Annotated in this window: 11 protein-coding genes; 6 read left to right on the top strand and 5 right to left on the bottom strand. The window is 62.5% G+C overall.

Going from position 1 to position 16736, the window contains the following annotated elements; genetic code table 11:
• Positions 1 to 462: 462 nt before the first annotated feature.
• Positions 463 to 1926, bottom strand: a complete 1464-nt coding sequence (locus tag AC07RO_RS14790) for a glyceraldehyde-3-phosphate dehydrogenase (RefSeq protein WP_122538023.1) — start codon at positions 1924 to 1926, stop codon at positions 463 to 465.
• Between the two features lie 169 nt (positions 1927 to 2095).
• Between AC07RO_RS14790 and mfd the strand changes: the two genes are divergently transcribed.
• The 3 genes from mfd to AC07RO_RS14805 are packed head-to-tail and all read left to right on the top strand — an operon-like array spanning position 2096 to position 8828.
• Positions 2096 to 5560, top strand: coding sequence for a transcription-repair coupling factor (mfd, locus tag AC07RO_RS14795; protein ID WP_495086374.1), 3465 nt, complete (start codon positions 2096 to 2098; stop codon positions 5558 to 5560).
• 9 nt (positions 5561 to 5569) lie between these two features.
• Positions 5570 to 6106: a peptidoglycan binding protein CsiV gene (locus AC07RO_RS14800; protein ID WP_346629659.1), complete on the top strand. Its 537-nt coding sequence runs from the start codon at positions 5570 to 5572 to the stop codon at positions 6104 to 6106.
• Positions 6107 to 6119: 13 nt separating this feature from the next.
• The gene (locus AC07RO_RS14805) at positions 6120 to 8828 is read left to right on the top strand and encodes a DEAD/DEAH box helicase (RefSeq protein WP_346629658.1); all 2709 of its coding nucleotides are present in this window, start codon (positions 6120 to 6122) and stop codon (positions 8826 to 8828) included.
• Positions 8829 to 9456: 628 nt separating this feature from the next.
• Here AC07RO_RS14805 and AC07RO_RS14810 read toward each other — a convergent pair.
• Entirely contained in the window at positions 9457 to 11118 is a 1662-nt protein-coding gene (locus AC07RO_RS14810; RefSeq protein ID WP_346629657.1) for a VRR-NUC domain-containing protein, read from the bottom strand.
• A 163-nt stretch (positions 11119 to 11281) separates the two neighbouring features.
• On the opposite strand from AC07RO_RS14810, the gene AC07RO_RS14815 reads away from it, so the two are divergent.
• The gene (locus AC07RO_RS14815) at positions 11282 to 11785 is read left to right on the top strand and encodes a nucleoside 2-deoxyribosyltransferase (RefSeq protein ID WP_346629656.1); all 504 of its coding nucleotides are present in this window, start codon (positions 11282 to 11284) and stop codon (positions 11783 to 11785) included.
• 177 nt (positions 11786 to 11962) lie between these two features.
• Here AC07RO_RS14815 and AC07RO_RS14820 read toward each other — a convergent pair whose 3' ends face one another.
• Positions 11963 to 12172, bottom strand: a complete 210-nt coding sequence (locus AC07RO_RS14820; RefSeq protein WP_192174307.1) for a hypothetical protein — start codon at positions 12170 to 12172, stop codon at positions 11963 to 11965.
• A gap of 65 nt (positions 12173 to 12237) precedes the next feature.
• The gene (locus tag AC07RO_RS14825) at positions 12238 to 13140 is read right to left on the bottom strand and encodes a LysR family transcriptional regulator (protein WP_282373606.1); all 903 of its coding nucleotides are present in this window, start codon (positions 13138 to 13140) and stop codon (positions 12238 to 12240) included.
• A 130-nt stretch (positions 13141 to 13270) separates the two neighbouring features.
• On the opposite strand from AC07RO_RS14825, the gene AC07RO_RS14830 reads away from it, so the two are divergent.
• Both AC07RO_RS14830 and AC07RO_RS14835 read left to right on the top strand, forming a co-directional pair.
• The gene (locus tag AC07RO_RS14830) at positions 13271 to 14368 is read left to right on the top strand and encodes an AbrB family transcriptional regulator (RefSeq protein WP_495086375.1); all 1098 of its coding nucleotides are present in this window, start codon (positions 13271 to 13273) and stop codon (positions 14366 to 14368) included.
• A gap of 107 nt (positions 14369 to 14475) precedes the next feature.
• The gene (locus AC07RO_RS14835) at positions 14476 to 15258 is read left to right on the top strand and encodes an exodeoxyribonuclease III (RefSeq protein ID WP_495086376.1); all 783 of its coding nucleotides are present in this window, start codon (positions 14476 to 14478) and stop codon (positions 15256 to 15258) included.
• A 225-nt stretch (positions 15259 to 15483) separates the two neighbouring features.
• On the opposite strand, the gene AC07RO_RS14840 is transcribed toward AC07RO_RS14835, so the two are convergent.
• The gene (locus AC07RO_RS14840; RefSeq protein WP_192174310.1) at positions 15484 to 16728 is read right to left on the bottom strand and encodes a D-mannose isomerase; all 1245 of its coding nucleotides are present in this window, start codon (positions 16726 to 16728) and stop codon (positions 15484 to 15486) included.
• Positions 16729 to 16736: the final 8 nt, after the last annotated feature.

The raw sequence follows: 16736 nt of genomic DNA on the forward strand, positions 1-16736 counted from the left end.
ATCGTGGGTCGCCTCGGGATTTCAGCCGTTTCGTAGGACTTGTGGGAGTGACCGGGGTGGCGCTCCACCTTGCTCACGGAGAGGCCGGGACAGCCAGCCATTTTCTCTGGGGAATGACAGTCAGCCTTCGCGAGCAAGCTCGCTCCCACAGGATCGTGGGTCGCCTCGGGATTTCAGCCGTTTCGTAGGACTTGTGGGAGTGACCGGGGTGGCGCTCCACCTTGCTCACGAAGAGGCCGGGACAGCCAGCCATTTTCTCTGGTGATTGACAGTCAGCCTTCGCGAGCAAGCTCGCTCCCACAGGATCGTGGGTCGCCTCGGGATTTCTGCCAGTTCGCTGGACTAGCTCACACATGAAAACGCCCCGAACCAGTCGGGGCGTTTTTTTACTTCGCAGTTCAGCTTGCAGCTTGCAGCTTGAGGCTTGCCGCTTACCGCTTACCGCTTGCCGCTGCTTTCAACCTACTTCGGGAAGGCTGGCGGGTTGACCCCGGTCATTTCTTCCATGACGCGGACCACCTGGCAGCTGTAGCCGAATTCGTTGTCGTACCAGACGTACAGCACAACGCGGTTATCCATGGCGATGGTCGCCTCAGCGTCAACGACGCCGGCGTAACGCGAGCCGACGAAGTCGGTGGACACCACTTCCAGGGAGTTCACGAAGTCGATCTGTTTGTGCAGATCGGAATACAGCGCGGTGTGGCGCAGGTATTCGTTCATCTCTTCGCGAGTGGTCGCCGTCCCCAGGTTCAGGTTGAGGATGGCCATCGAGACGTTTGGCGTTGGAACGCGGATCGCGTTACCGGTCAGCTTGCCGGCCAGCTCGGGCAGTGCCTTCGCCGCAGCGGTGGCGGCGCCGGTTTCGGTGATGACCATGTTCAGCGCGGCGCTGCGGCCACGGCGATCGCCCTTGTGGAAGTTGTCGATCAGGTTCTGGTCGTTGGTGTACGAGTGAACGGTTTCAACGTGACCGTTGACGATGCCGAACTTGTCGTTGACCGCCTTGAGCACCGGCACGATGGCGTTGGTGGTGCAGGATGCCGCGGAGATGATCTTGTCATCGGCGGTAATCTGCTGGTGGTTGATGCCGTGCACGATGTTCTTCAGCTTGCCCTTGCCCGGCGCGGTCAGGACCACGCGGTCGATGCCCGGGCACTGCAGGTGCTGGCCCAGACCGTCGGCATCACGCCATACACCGGTGTTGTCGACCAGCAATGCGTCCTTGATACCGTACTGGGTGTAGTCCACCTCGGCCGGGTTCTTGGCGTAGATCACCTGAATCAGGTTGCCGTTGGCGCAGATGGTGTTGTTGGCTTCATCGATGGTGATGGTGCCGTCGAAAGGACCGTGGACCGAATCACGGCGCAGCAGGCTTGCGCGCTTGACCAGATCGTTTTCAGCACCCTTGCGGACCACGATGGCGCGCAGACGCAGGCCGTCGCCGCCACCGGTTTTTTCGATCAGGATGCGTGCCAGCAGACGACCGATGCGACCGAAGCCGTACAGAACGACGTCAGTGCCCTTGCGCTCCCCGGAGTTCTGCTGGCCAATGACTTCGGCCATTTCTTCGCGGATGAATTCTTCAGGAGTGCGGCCATTGGCTTCGGCCTTGTACTTCACCGCCAGCTTGCCCAGGTCCACCGAAGCGGCGCCCAGCTTGAGCTCGCTCATGGCTTTCACGAGGGGGAACGTCTCGTGTACGGACAACTCGCTGGCGTCGGCCTGGCGGTGACGCGCAAAGCGGTGTGCTTTGAGAATCGCGATGACTGAACGGTTGATCAGGCTGCGGCCATAGATCGAACTCACCACATTATTATTGCGGTAGAGCTGACCGATAAGCGGGATCATCGCCTCGGCGAGGGCTTCACGATCGATCCATTCACCAAGACACTGGTCGGGCTTCTGAGTCACGGGAACCTTCCACATGTAGGGGCTGAAAAAAGGGACTACATTATGCACAGGCCTTTGTTTATGAGCAATCCAGACTTTTCACGAGCTGGAGCACTACATAATTCCCGGCGCACAAAACTGACAGCGTCTCTGCGGATTAGTTACACTCCCCGGCTTTGCCGCAACGCCTGGAGCTTTAACTTCCGTGCCCGTTCTGCGCCTTCCGATTCTGCCTGCTGCAGCAGGCAAACAACATTGGGGTAACCTCCCCGGTGCCGCCCTGAGTCTCGCCATCGCCGAGGCTGCCAGCGCCGCGAAACGCTTCACCCTGCTGCTTACCGCAGACAGCCAGAGCGCCGAGCGACTGGAGCAGGAACTGAAGTTTTTTGCCCCTGATCTCCCGGTCCTGCATTTCCCCGATTGGGAAACCCTGCCCTACGATCTGTTCTCGCCCCATCAGGACATCATCTCTCAGCGCATCGCCAGCCTGTACCGGCTGCCGGAGCTGGTGCACGGCGTACTGGTGGTGCCGATCACCACCGCCCTGCACCGTCTGGCGCCGACCAGTTTTCTGCTGGGCAGCAGCCTGGTCCTCGACGTCGGCCAGAAGCTCGACGTCGACGCCATGCGCACCCGCCTTGAAGCCAGCGGCTATCGCTATGTCGACACGGTGTACGAGCACGGCGAATTCACCGTGCGTGGCGCGCTGATCGACCTGTTTCCGATGGGCAGCAAACTGCCTTACCGCATCGACCTGTTCGATGACGAAATCGAAACCCTGCGCACCTTCGAGCCGGAAACCCAGCGCTCCATCGACAAGGTCGATTCGGTGCGTCTGTTGCCGGCGAAAGAATTCCCGCTGCAGAAGGAAGCCGTGACGCGCTTCAAGGCCCGCTTCCGCGAGCGCTTCGACGTCGATTTCCGCCGCAGCCCGATCTTTCAGGACTTGAACAGCGGCATCACGCCGGCCGGTATCGAGTACTACATTCCGTTGTTCTTCGAAGAAACCTCCACGCTGTTCGACTACCTGCCCCAGGACACCCAGGTGTTCTCGATGCCGGGGATCGAAGCGGCGGCCGAGACGTTCTGGAAGGACGTGCGCAACCGTTACGAAGAACGCCGTGTCGATCCTGAACGTCCGTTGCTGCCGCCGGCCGAGCTGTTCCTGCCGGTGGACGACTGCTTCGCGCGCCTGAAGAACTGGCCGCGGGTGGTCGCCAGCCAGGACGACGTCGAAAGCGGCGTTGGCCGCGAGCGTTTTCCGGCGCAGGTGCTGCCTGATCTGGCCATCGAAGCCAAGGCCAGCCAACCGCTGGCAGCGCTGTCGAAATTCCTCGGCGAATTTCCCGGCCGCGTGCTGTTTACCGCCGAATCCGCCGGTCGCCGCGAGGTGCTGCTGGAACTGCTCGAACGCCTGAAGCTGCGCCCGAAAACCCTGGACAGCTGGCAGGAGTTCGTCGACAGCAAAGAGCGTCTGGCAATCACCATCGCGCCACTGGACGAAGGCCTGGTGCTGGAGCAGCCGGCGTTGGCGCTGGTGGCGGAAAGCCCGCTCTTCGGTCAGCGGGTCATGCAGCGTCGCCGCCGCGACAAGCGCGCCGACAGCCACGCCAGCGATGCGGTGATCAAGAACCTGGCCGAGCTGCGTGAAGGCGCCCCGGTGGTGCACATCGATCACGGGGTCGGCCGTTATCTGGGGCTGGCAACGCTGGAAGTCGAAAATCAGGTCGCTGAGTTCGTCATGCTGGCCTACGCCGAGGACGCCAAACTGTATGTGCCGGTGACCAACCTGCACCTGATCGCCCGTTACACCGGCAGCGATGACGAGCTCGCACCCTTGCACCGCCTGGGTTCCGAGACCTGGCAGAAAGCCAAGCGCAAGGCCGCCGAACAGGTCCGCGACGTGGCCGCCGAGCTGCTCGACATCTATGCCCGCCGCGCGGCTCGCGAGGGGTATGCCTTCGCCGATCCGAAGCTGGACTACGACACCTTCAGCGCCGGCTTCCCGTTCGAAGAAACCCCGGACCAGCAGACCACCATCGAAGCCGTGCGCGCCGACATGCTCGCGCCCAAGCCCATGGACCGTCTGGTCTGCGGCGACGTCGGTTTCGGCAAGACCGAAGTGGCCATGCGTGCAGCGTTCATCGCCGTGCATGGCGGCCGGCAAGTGGCGATTCTGGTGCCGACCACCCTCCTCGCCCAGCAGCACTACAACAGTTTCCGCGACCGTTTCGCTGACTGGCCGGTGACGGTTGAAGTGATGAGTCGCTTCAAATCGGCGAAAGAGATCAACGCCGCCGTGGCCGACCTGGCCGAGGGCAAGATCGACATCGTCATCGGCACGCACAAGTTGCTGCAGGACGACGTCAAGATCAAAAACCTGGGGCTGGTGATCATCGACGAAGAGCACCGCTTCGGTGTGCGTCAGAAGGAACAGCTCAAGGCCCTGCGCAGCGAGGTCGACATCCTGACCCTCACCGCGACGCCGATCCCGCGCACCCTGAACATGGCCGTGGCCGGCATGCGCGATCTGTCGATCATTGCCACCCCGCCGGCGCGTCGCCTGTCGGTGCGCACTTTCGTCATGGAGCAGAACAAGCCGACGGTCAAAGAAGCGTTGCTGCGTGAGTTGCTGCGCGGCGGTCAGGTGTACTACCTGCACAACGATGTGAAGACCATCGAAAAATGCGCCGCGGACCTGGCCGAACTGGTGCCGGAAGCACGCATCGGCATCGGCCACGGGCAGATGCACGAACGTGATCTCGAACAGGTGATGAGCGACTTCTACCACAAGCGCTTCAACGTGCTGATCGCCTCGACCATCATCGAGACCGGCATCGACGTGCCGAGCGCCAACACCATCATCATCGAGCACGCCGACAAATTCGGTCTGGCCCAGCTGCACCAGTTGCGCGGCCGGGTCGGGCGCAGTCACCACCAGGCCTACGCCTACCTGCTGACGCCGCCACGCAAGCAGATCACCCCGGATGCGGAGAAGCGTCTGGAAGCGATCGCCAACACCCAGGACCTCGGCGCGGGCTTCGTGCTCGCCACCAACGACCTGGAAATCCGTGGCGCCGGCGAACTGCTGGGCGATGGCCAGAGCGGGCAGATCCAGGCGGTGGGCTTCACCCTGTACATGGAAATGCTCGAACGTGCGGTCAAATCGATCCGCAAGGGCGAGCAGCCCAATCTCGACCAGCCGCTGGGTGGCGGTCCCGAGGTCAATCTGCGGGTGCCGGGGCTGATTCCGGAAGCCTATCTGCCAGACGTGCACACGCGCCTGATTCTGTACAAGCGAATCGCCAACGCCGCCGACGAAGAGGGCCTCAAGGACCTGCAGGTCGAGATGATCGACCGCTTCGGGCTGCTGCCGGAACCGACCAAGAATCTGGTGCGCCTGACCTCGCTCAAGCTGAAGGCCGAGCAACTGGGCATCAAGAAAGTCGACGCCGGTCCCCAGGGCGGACGCATCGAATTCGCGGCGGAGACCCCGGTCGACCCGCTGACGCTGATCAAGCTGATCCAGAGCCAGCCCAAACGCTACAAGTTCGAAGGCGCCACGCTGTTCAAATTCATGGTGCCGATGGAGCGTCCCGAGGAACGCTTCGCCACACTGGAGGCGCTGTTCGAACGCTTGACCCCACCGCCTTCCAAAAAATCGGCTTAAGGATTCACCATGGGTTTGATCCGCTCCTTCACCCTGCTGCTGGTGCTGTTTGCCCCGGCGGCCTTCGCCGATGGCACCTATCAGGTGGAACTGATCCTGTTCCGTCAGAACGGCGAGCCGGCGGCGACCAATCAACCCGCGCCGGAAGACTGGGCCGCCGGGGCGCAACGGCCGGGCGCGGACAGCCAGACGCCCACGGCGCTGGACGGTCTGGTGAACAAGCTCGAATCGAGCGACGGCTATAAAGTGCTGCTGCACACAGCCTGGCAACAGGACCTCAGTGCCACGCCGAGCAAGGTGGCGATCAGTGACGGCCAGGAGCAGTTCGGCCATTTCCCCATCGAGGGCACGGTGAGCCTGGGTCTGGCACGCTTTACCGACATCGACGCGAACTTCTGGGTCAACCAGCTGGACAGCCACGGCGTGCTGGTGACCAGCGAGCGCATGCGTCAGGCCACTCGCGTCAGAAACGGAGAACTTACTTATATGGACAACGGAAGCCTCGCCATGCTGATCAAGGTTTCCCCCGTCCAGCCACCGCGTTGACGCAGGCCTAGACGTGGCGTCCCTACTGGAAAAAGCCCTCGCCCTGCCGTGGGAACCGCTGTTCAAAACCCAGGCGGTCGAGCGGGGTCTGGAGTACGCGCGGCAGCAGCGCGTGATGCTCGAACACTTGAGCGGCGATGTGGTGCGCACGGTGTGCCGGGGTTCAAGCCTGGAGAACTACACCCAGACGCTGTTGTTCAAGGACCCCGAGCGCACGCGCAATTTCATTGTCGGCAAATGCACCTGCCCGGTCAGAAACAACTGCAAGCACTGTGCGGCGGCGCTGTTCTTCTTGCAGGACCCGGCAAACAGCCCCGGCATTCTTGCAGCGGTGGACGGCGAGCCAGCTGCGCGCAGACCGAAAGTCGTCGAGCAAAAACCCAAGTTGCCCGAGCGCCTGGAAAAGAACATCGAGCCCGAGCCTCGGCTGATTCTCGCCAGCTTCGAGTACAGCGCCTACGAACCGCGCAACGGCAAGATGCAGCGGCACATCCAGCACCGCGCGGCCCTGGCGTTTCGCTACCGCGAATCCTATGTGTCTGGCGTGCCCGCCCCCGGCCGTGGCGGCGACATCCTCTGGCATCTGCCGGACGAAATTCTGCGCACGCGCCGCCATCCTGAGCGTGAAGGCGAGTACCGCAAGCAGCTTCAGGAACTGGGCTTTCGCATCGCTACCCGGCAGAGCAAGGCGCTGCCGGACAGCGCCGGCGAGATGTTCGAACTGCCCACCGACAAGGCCTGGCTGAGCTTCATTCTCGATGACCTGCCCCGGCTGCGCGTCGAAGGTTGGCAGATCGAGATGAGCGAAGACTTCGGCTTTGACGTCACGCCGGTGGACGATTGGTACGCAGTGGTCGACGACGAGCCGGAGCGCGACTGGTTCGATCTGGAGCTGGGGATCATCGTCAATGGCGAGCGGCTGAGCCTGCTGCCGATTCTGATCAATCTGCTGCGCACGCACCCGGAATTGATGACCGCCAGCGGCATCGCCAAGCGCCGCGACGACGAGCAGCTGCTGGTTCAGCTCAACCATTTCACCCAGCGCGGCGGCGTACCGATTCAGGTGGCGCTGCCTTATGGTCGGCTGAAACCGGTGCTGGCGACCCTGGGCGATTTCTATTGGCGCGAGGATGGCAACAACGCCATTCGCCTGAACACCGCCGACGCCGCGCGGCTGCGGCAGCTCGATGACCTGCCGCTGGTGTGGCAGGGCGGCGACCGGCTGCGGCAGTTTTCCGAGCGACTGGTGAACATCAAGGACGTGCGCGGTGAGGTGCCGGAGGGCCTGAATGCGACGTTGCGGCCTTATCAGCTGGAGGGCCTCAGCTGGATGCAGGCGCTGCGCGAGCTGGAAGTCGGCGGCGTGCTCGCTGATGACATGGGCCTGGGCAAGACCCTGCAAACCCTGGCGCACCTGCTGCTGGAAAAACAGGCCGGACGTCTCGACCGGCCGGCGCTGGTGGTGATGCCCACCAGCCTGATCCCCAACTGGATGGACGAGGCGAGGCACTTCACGCCGCAACTCAAGGTGCTGGCGCTGTTCGGCACCCAGCGGCATCAGGATTTCAAGCGGCTGCAGGATTACGACCTGATCCTGACCACTTACGCGCTGCTGCCCCGTGACGTCGAAGTGCTCAGCCAGCAACTGCTGCATGTGCTGGTGCTCGATGAAGCGCAATACATCAAGAACCCCACCAGCAAAGCGGCCCAGGCGGCGCGTCAGTTGAATGCTCGGCAGCGTCTGTGTCTGAGCGGTACGCCGCTGGAAAACCACCTGGGCGAGCTGTGGTCGCTGTTCCATTTCCTGATGCCCGGCTGGCTGGGGGATGCCAAGCAGTTCAACAGCAATTACCGCACGCCGATCGAGAAGTTGGGCAACGAGCAGCGTCTGGAGCACCTCAACGCACGGATCAAGCCGTTCCTGCTGCGCCGGACCAAGGAGCAGGTGGCGACCGAGCTGCCGCCGAAAACCGAGATCGTGCATTGGGTCGAGCTCAACGACACCCAACGCGATGTATACGAAACCATGCGCCTGGCGATGGACAAGAAGGTCCGCGACGAGATCACCCGTAAGGGCGTGGGGCGCAGTCAGATCATCATTCTTGAAGCGCTGCTCAAGCTGCGTCAGGTCTGCTGCGACCTGCGGCTGGTCAACAGTGCGCCGGTCAATCCGCGGCAGTCGAGTTCCGGCAAGCTGGACAGTCTGATGGAGATGCTGGAGGAGTTGTTTGCGGAGAATCGCAAGATTCTGTTGTTTTCGCAGTTTACGTCGATGCTGGAGTTGATCGAGGCGGAGTTGAAGCAGCGCGGGATCGCGTATTCGCTGCTGACCGGGAAGACCAGGGATCGGCGGGTGCCGGTACAGGATTTCCAGAGCGGCAAGCATCCGATCTTCTTGATCAGTCTGAAGGCGGGTGGCACGGGGTTGAACCTGACGGCGGCCGATACGGTGATTCACTACGATCCGTGGTGGAACCCTGCGGCGGAGAATCAGGCGACGGATCGGGCGTATCGGATTGGTCAGGATAAGCCGGTGTTCGTGTACAAGATGATTGCGCGGGGGACGGTGGAGGAGAAGATTCAGCATTTGCAGCAGGAGAAGGCGGCGCTGGCAGCCGGTGTGCTGGATGGGCGCAAGGCCGGGGACTGGAAGTTGCAGGATGAGGATATTGCGGCGTTGTTTGCGCCGTTGCCGGTGGTGGCCAAGAAGATCAAGCGCTAAGGCGGGGTGTTTTTAGGATCAAGATCAAGATCAAGACCCTTAAGATCACAAGCGTCTCCCTGGGGGCAGACTGTTTCGCCTTCGGCGAGTTACTTGGAAAAGCACCCCAAGTAACCAAAGGTGCTTGCTCTCGGTTTGGCCCCTCGTTCCTCGGGGTTCCTTCACTCCGGTCTCGCTCCGTGGGCCCGCGCCGAACGGACATCCATGTCCTGACGGCGCTCTCGCCGCATCCATGCGGCTCGGCCCACTGCGCGTCGTCTGCGTTCGGCCTGCACCAAAGTCGCGATTGGCGGCGTCTGGGCTTTTTGCGTATGAAGATCAAAAGCGCGCTTACGCTTAGTAGGACCGGCTTTAGCCGGGAAGCCTTTGATCTTGATCGTTCCCACGCTCTGCGTGGGAATGCATCCCCTGACGCTCCGCGTCACCGGTCTCACCGATGCAACGCGCGCTGTTCTGATCGTGCCCACGCTCCGCGTGGGTATGCATCCCGGGACGCTCCGCGTCCATTCCGGCTGACGCCTGCCCCCCGGGGTATACGCGGAGCTTTTAGTGGGACCGGCTTTAGCCGGGAAGAGGCCAGTTGGGGCGCTAAAAATGTTGCGGATGTACGGGGTCGGGGAAACCGGTGTCACCCAGTTGCCATCAGGTCTTCTTCCGCCCATTTCACGTAGCACACCACAACCGGCATTTCATGTTCGGCGCAGAAGTCGATCCAGCGCAGTTGGTTGTCTTGCAGGCGGTCGCCGGGGCCTTTGACTTCGATCATTCGGTAGCGGCGTTGCGCGGGGTAGAACTGGATGAGGTCGGGCATGCCGGTGCGGTTGGCTTTGATGTCTTGCAGCAGGCGTCGGAACCAGCGTTTGAGGTGTTGCGCGGGCAGGCAGTGCAGCGCTTGATTCAGCAGCTCCGGGGTCAGGGTGCCCCAGAACACGAAGGGCGATTGCAGCCCGAACTTGCTGGCGTAGGTGTCGCGGATCACTGCTTCGTAGCGCTGGTCGTCGAGCTGCGCCAGGCATTCGTCGAACAGGGCCGCGCGGCGCTGGTAGAAGTCCGGGCTGTAGAGGTCACTCGGTGCGCTGTGGAACGGGTGGAAAAACGCGCCGGGCAGCGGCGCAAAGATCGCCCGCCAACAGAGCAGACCGAACAGCGAATTGACCAGCGCGTTCTCCACGTAGTGCACCTCGCTGCCCTCTTCCGCCAGGTGCTGCTGGATCAGCCGTTCGACGCTGTGATCGGGAAGCGGCAGCACGCTCAAATCAAGCCGAGTGACGGTGCGTTTCATCCTCTTTTGCACGCTGCCCTCGCCCAACTTGCGCTTCAGACGCGGCTGTATGCGCAGCAGGTGTTGGGTTTCTTCGTCGTTTTCCGGCGCCGATTGCGCTTCCAGCAGCAGCGTCATCGCGTCGAGGAATTGCTCGCTGCGCTCAAGCACGCGGATCCTCCGCACACGGGCGCCGGGGTAGCTGGACTGCGCGTAAACGCTCAATGCCAGCGGCCAGTCCTGTTCACGCTCGGCCTGCTGACCGATCTTGAACAAGAGCTTGGCGCGACGCATGGCCAGCCAGTGATTGTCGGTCTCGACGGCCAGCGCTTGAGGCGCCAGGTCGGCCAGTGCCATGCCGTCGTCCAGCGCCTGCCGGCAGGTGTGCAGGTGCAGGCAGATGTCGATGTCGGCGCGTTGGTTGATGCCACGGGACTCGACGGAAAATTCGACTTTTTCGTAGCGATAGATGCCCAGGTCCGCCAGCACGAACTCCGACCACTCCTGGTAGAGATTGCCGAAGTACAGCAAGCGAAGCCGGTCGCACAGTGGCATGACCTGCAGCGCGAAGATCACTTCTTCGAACCCGGCAAACCAGTGCTCCAGGCGCTGGGGCGATTCGTAGATCGGCAACAGGCGCTGCAGGAGGTCGGATTTTTTCTCGGCGCTTTTGACGCCGTGGGCCTTGAAGCACTGGCCCAGTTCGTCTTTGCGCAGCAAAGCAAACAGGGCGTGGAGATCGAGATGGGGTTGGCCGTCCACCCAACCGGACTCCAGCAAGGGCGCGGCGGCCAGTCGGACGTCGCCGATCTCGGCGTAATCCAGCTTGCTGGCGCGGAACAGCGTGCCTTTGCGCATGACCATGCGCACCAGCAAGGCCTGCGCAGGTTGCGGCAGCTGGGCAAAATCGTCGATGAAACGCCGCTCGTCTTCATCGAGCAGGTCGTCGTAGCGCTGGGCGATCCAGTTCAGCACCTGGCGGAAGTTTTCCAGGTAGTAAAACGGATTGTCGAGGGGGGAAAGGCTCACGGCGAGGTCACGTAAAGGATGACGGGAGAGCGTCAGGATACTGGTTATCCGTACAGATTCCAGCCCTGCCTGCTGTAGGATGGCGCCGGCCCGATCAACGGCGCGGACCAAAGAGCACTGCTCACCCGTTAGACTCGCTCCACGCATTTTCCAGGAGATCGCCATGCCTTCCACCAGCCAACCCCTTGTCTATCTCGCGGGCTTCGACGTATTTCGCGCCGACGCCATCGAGCACGGCCGCTATCTGAAAGCCCTGTGCGACCAGCACGGTCTTGAGGGTTTGTACCCTTTTGACAACGAAGTGCCGCAGGGGATGACGCCTGAAGAAGCCGCCGCCGTCATTTGCAACGCCAACATTGCGATGATCAAACGCTGCGACGCGGTGCTGGCCAACCTGAACCCCTTTCGCGGCGCCGAACCGGATTCAGGCACGGCCTTCGAAGTGGGCATGGCGGTTGCCCTGGGCAAACCGGTGTGGGCGTATTTCGCAGCGAATGGCGCGTTGCGCGAGCAGATCGCCCATGATGCGGCAGGCTTTGATGGGCAAGGGTTTCAGGTGGAGGATTTTGGGCTGCCGCGCAATTTGATGCTGGCGTGTACCTGGGCCGGCAGTAGCGAAACGGCCGAAGAAGCGATTGAGGCATTGGCTGCGCATCTGGCTGGCTGAACCCAAACCCTGTAGGAGTGAGCTTGCTCGCGATGGCGTCGTATTTACCACTGAATATCCAGCGGATGTACTGGCCTCTTCGCGAGCAAGCTCGCTCCCACAAGGTTTGCATCTGCTGCTAGACCGCGGAGCGGTTCACGACTGGAGATATCCGACAATCGAGCGCCAGCGCCCCGCCTATTCCAGATTCGACGAACTGATGTCCAGCTTGTCAGCGTCGGCAAACTCGTCCAGATCCAGTTCGCTCAAATCCAGCTCGCCCTCCGGATCGCGGTCTTCGTCGGAATCGGCGTCGTTGAGGGGCGACTGGTCGCCGCCGAAATGCTCGCCGTCGTGTGCCCAATAAGCAATTGCGTGGATGTCCGGCTGGTTTGTCTGTAGCTGCATCGTTGACGCTCCGTAGGTGAATGTCGTTAAGCAGGCTAACCCACCCGGCGGGGTAAAAGCACAGGTCACGACCAATTGAGGAAGGATCCGCCGTCATCGCGCAGCATCTGCACCATGGCGTGGGCGGCAGGCGACAGATAGCCTTCGCGGCGCAGCATGACGCAAATGGTGCGCGTCATGGTGGTCTGCTCCAGCGGCACCTCGCGCAGGTCCTGCATGTTCTTGCCGAACTCCAGGGTCTCCCGGGCGATGAAGCTCAGCAGGCTGGTCTGGGCAATCAACCGGGGCAGCAGGGAAATCGAATTGGACTCGATCTGCACTTCCGGCAGCGGCAGGTCGTGGCGGGCGAAGGCGTCGTCGACCCAGATGCGCGACGACACGCCGGAAGGCGGCAGCACCCAGCGGTAACGGCACAGGTCGCGCATCTCGAACGGCGCCTGGAAGATCGGATGGTTGCGGCTGGCGATCACCACGGCTTCGTCGGTCAGGATCGGGTAGAACGAGAATTCCTCCTCGGCACTGCGCTGGGCGCAGATGATCATGTCCAGGTGCCCGGAGCGCAGTTGCTCGCGCAGCATGTCGTCCTGACCGATCACCAGCTTGAGCGTGACCTGCGGCGAGCGTTTGAGCAGCGCGCTGGTCAGTTCCGGCAGCAGGTACTCGGCCATAGTCGCCGCACAGCCCAGCCGGATATCCCCTACCGCGCCACTGGCGAAATCCCGCACCTCGCGCTGGGTCTGGGCAATGCTTTGCTGCAGCACCTTGCCCCGCGCCTGGAGCAGTTCGCCGACCGGCGTGAGCTTGATTCGGCGGCCGTCGCGCTGGAACAGCTTGGTGCCGAAGGATTCCTCCAGCCGCTGAATGCTTTTGGTCAACGCGGGCTGGCTGCGGTTGAGCTTTTCAGCCGCGCGCCCGAGGTGACCGAGTTCGGCGATGGTTTCGAAATAGGTCAGGTCACGCAGGTCCATATATCAACCAAAGTTATCGATTCATGATTATTAGAAAATAGACTTGATCGATTGCGCTGTCGATACTGGGCGTCATTGGAAATGCACTCGGCAGGGAAGCACTCAGGTCACTCCTTATCAGGAAATGCCAATGCTCTGGAGATCCGCGTTGCCACGCCCCGCCTCGTTTGCCCTCGCCCACCAGCACCCGCTGACCCAATGGCTGCTGCTCATCCTCATGGCCGGTAGCGCCGGCCAGCTGTTCAAATACTTCCACGTCCCCGCGGCACTGTTTCTCGGGCCCATGCTGGTGGCGATCGGCTTCGGCGTCGCCGGGGCCAGCGTTCGTCTGAACAAGCAGGTGTTCCGCCTCGGCCAGGGCACGGTTGGCGTGCTGGTCGCCCACTCCATGACCGTCGGCGTGCTGCTCGCGGCGATGCAGTCCTGGCATGTCATGGTGTTCGCCACCTTGCTCACCGTCGCGTTGAGTGCCGTGGTCGGCATCGCCATGGCGCGCTGGGGCGGCATTCAGAGCAGTACCGCAGCGTGGGGCACTTCGCCGGGCGCGGCGTCGGCGATGGTCGCGATGGCCGAGGATGACGGCGCCGACTCTCGAGTGGTCGCCACCATGCAATACGTGCGAGTGGTCTGCGTGGTGATGGTCGGCGCGCTGGTCAGTTGGCTGATTGGTGCCGATGCCGGTGGGTCGGACGTCCACAGCACGGACGCGCTGTTGCACGGGATGAACCTGCTCAATCTGGGCCTGAGCCTGCTGGTGATCGGGGTCGGCGTGCTGCTCGGCAGTCGCTTGCCGGCCGGTGCCTTGCTGGTGCCCTTGCTGCTCGGCGGCGCGCTGCAGTTGAGCGGCCTGCTGCAGATCACCCTGCCTGCCTGGGTGCTGGCGATCGCCTACGGCGCGATCGGCAGTTACATCGGCCTGCGCTTTGATCGTGTGACCATCAGCTACGTCTGGCGGCGGCTGCCCGCGATGATCGCGGGGGCGCTGGTGCTGATCCTGCTGTGCGCCCTGTCGGCCTGGGGCATCGCGGAAATCATGGGCAAGGACTTCCTCTCGGTGTACCTGGCCACCAGCCCGGGCGGTCTTGATGCCATGGCGATCATTGCCATCGACACCCATTCCGACGTCGGCTTCGTGCTGGCGATGCAGACCCTGCGACTCTTTGCTGTGATCGTGACGGGGACCTATATCGCCCGGCAGGTGATTCGTGTGTCGCAACGCTTTGCCTGACGGAGCGAAGCCGGCTGATTGACGAGAAAGGCAGCGTCGCGCACACCGATGGAATCTTCGGCCAGCAGGCGACCTCCAACGCTGCACACTCATTGGAGGCGAACGCCATGGCCACGCTGAAAATCGCCACGTTCAACATCAACGGCATCCGCGCGCGTTTGCCCATTCTGTTGCAGTGGCTGGAAAAGGAAGCGCCCGACATCGTCTGCCTGCAGGAACTGAAAGCGGCCGACACGGCCTTCCCCGCCGACGATATCCGCAATGCCGGCTACGGCGTGATCTGGCAGGGCGAGCCGTCGTGGAACGGCGTGGCGATCCTGTCCCGGGACAGTGAGCCGCTGGAAATTCGTCGGGGTTTGCCGGGCAATGAAAAGGACAAGCACAGCCGCTATCTGGAGGCGGCCGTTCAGGGCGTGATCGTCGGCTGCCTGTACCTGCCCAACGGCAACCCGCGGCCGGGGCCGAAGTTCGACTACAAGCTGGACTGGTTCGAGCACTTCATCACGCACGCCGACTCACTGTTCAAGAGCGAGCATCCGGTGGTGCTGGCCGGGGACTACAACGTCATCCCTACCGACAATGACATCTACAACACCCGCTCATGGCTGAAGGATGCCTTGCTGCAACCGGAAAGCCGCGCGTGCTTTGAGCGGTTGCTGGACCAGGGCTGGACCGACGCCCTGCGCGCGAAATTCCCGGACGAGCGGATTTACACGTTCTGGGATTATTTCCGCAACCACTGGAAAACCAACTCCGGCCTGCGCATTGACCACCTGCTGTTGAGCAAGGATCTGAAGCCCAAGCTGAAAAACGCGGGGGTGGACCGCTGGGTGAGGGACCTGCCCCACGCCAGTGACCATGCACCGACGTGGATTGAGTTGAAGGTGTGAGGTTGATGCGCGGCTCGCCAATCCACTGCCCTTAATCAACATGACCACACTGCCGATGTACCTGCTGAAAACGGGACTGTGGGAGTGAGCTTGCTCACGAAGGCGGCAGTTCAGGCGCTAAAGCTATAGCGGATGTACTGGCCTCTTCGCGAGCAAGGTGGAGCGCCACCCCGGTCGCTCCTACACAGATCGCGCTGGCCTCGAGACCGCGCAGGATCCCCCGGACTAGGCCCGGCTCGCCAACGCGGTTGCCAGACTTTGTTCCAGCGGCAACACCGGCAGCAGCGTCGCCTGATAGGCGTGGTACAGGTCCGGCTTGCCGGCCCAGATATCGGCGCTGGGTTTGTTTTCAGGGTTGAGTTCGTGGCGCCAGCTGCCGTTTTCGTAGTCGATGAACAGCGTCTCGCTGAATTCCCAAAACGTCCGGTACCAGTCTTCGTATTGCTGCTCGTGGGTGCGTTGCAACAACGCCGCGGAGGCGGCCGCGGCTTCGGCGTGGGTCCAGTGCAGGCGATGGCGGACCACCGGGCGGTTTTCCCAGTCGAGGGTGTAGACGATCCCGGGCGCGCCATCGACGTCCCAGCCATAGCGGCAGGCGTTTTCGAATAAACCGCGAGCGTCTTCCAGCAACCAGGCCGGCGTTTCCAGCCCGGCCTTGCGCCGCGCCGCTTCCAGGTGCAGCACCAGCCGTGCCCACTCGAAGGCGTGGCCGGGCGTGGTGCCGTAGGGGCGGAAACCGTCGTCGGGCTTGTCGACGTTGTAGTCGAGGATCGGCTGCCACTGCAGGGTGAAATGCTCGATCACTTGGTGGTTGTTGCCAGCGGCGTGCTGATGAATGACCCGCTCGACGATGCTCAACGCCCGATCCAGCCAGCGCGCATCGCCGGTGACGTCGGCCAGGGCGAGAAACGCCTCGGTGCTGTGCATGTTGCTGTTGGCGCCGCGATAGCTTTCCTCGTTGCTCCAGTCGCGGTCGAAGGATTCACGCATGGCGCCTTCCTCCTCGCTCCAGAAATGCCCGGTGATTACCTGAATCGCTTGTTCCAGCAACGCCTGGGCGCCGGGGCGACGGGCGACGACTGCCGAGCTGGCGGCGAGGGCGACGAAGGCGTGCAGGTAAGCGTTCTTGCCGGTGTCAGTGCTGTGTTCCAGGGGTGTGGCGAACCAGCCGCCGTGTTCGGCGTCACGCAACGGCCCGGCCAGCGCCGCAATGCCGTGATCGACCAGCGCGGCGCAACCGGGAATGCCGTTGATGTGGGCCATGGCGAAACTGTGGGTCATGCGTGCGGTGTTCATGGTTTCGGCCACGGCATCGGCGGGGAGCCGACCGAGATCATCCAGATTGCCGAAGCCCTGGGGCAGCTTCGAGGCCTTGGCAAACGCCAGCAGCCGATTGCCCTCCTGCATCAGCCAGGCCGCGTGGCCCGGGGAGCGCAGCCAACTGCTGAAATCGCGATTCACGTCATCCATTGCCCTTC

This window comes from Pseudomonas sp. GW821-FHT07F05 (assembly GCF_059418765.1).

What these genes read in the sequence shown, in the direction of transcription:
- AC07RO_RS14800 (WP_346629659.1), top strand. Translation starts at nt 5,570, where the DNA reads ATGGGTTTGATCCGCTCCTTCACCCTGCTGCTGGTGCTGTTTGCCCCG.
- AC07RO_RS14815 (WP_346629656.1), top strand. Translation starts at nt 11,282, where the DNA reads ATGCCTTCCACCAGCCAACCCCTTGTCTATCTCGCGGGCTTCGACGTA.
- AC07RO_RS14840 (WP_192174310.1), bottom strand. Translation starts at nt 16,728, where the DNA reads ATGGATGACGTGAATCGCGATTTCAGCAGTTGGCTGCGCTCCCCGGGC.
- AC07RO_RS14835 (WP_495086376.1), top strand. Translation starts at nt 14,476, where the DNA reads ATGGCCACGCTGAAAATCGCCACGTTCAACATCAACGGCATCCGCGCG.
- AC07RO_RS14830 (WP_495086375.1), top strand. Translation starts at nt 13,271, where the DNA reads ATGCTCTGGAGATCCGCGTTGCCACGCCCCGCCTCGTTTGCCCTCGCC.
- AC07RO_RS14820 (WP_192174307.1), bottom strand. Translation starts at nt 12,172, where the DNA reads ATGCAGCTACAGACAAACCAGCCGGACATCCACGCAATTGCTTATTGG.
- AC07RO_RS14790 (WP_122538023.1), bottom strand. Translation starts at nt 1,926, where the DNA reads ATGTGGAAGGTTCCCGTGACTCAGAAGCCCGACCAGTGTCTTGGTGAA.
- AC07RO_RS14825 (WP_282373606.1), bottom strand. Translation starts at nt 13,140, where the DNA reads ATGGACCTGCGTGACCTGACCTATTTCGAAACCATCGCCGAACTCGGT.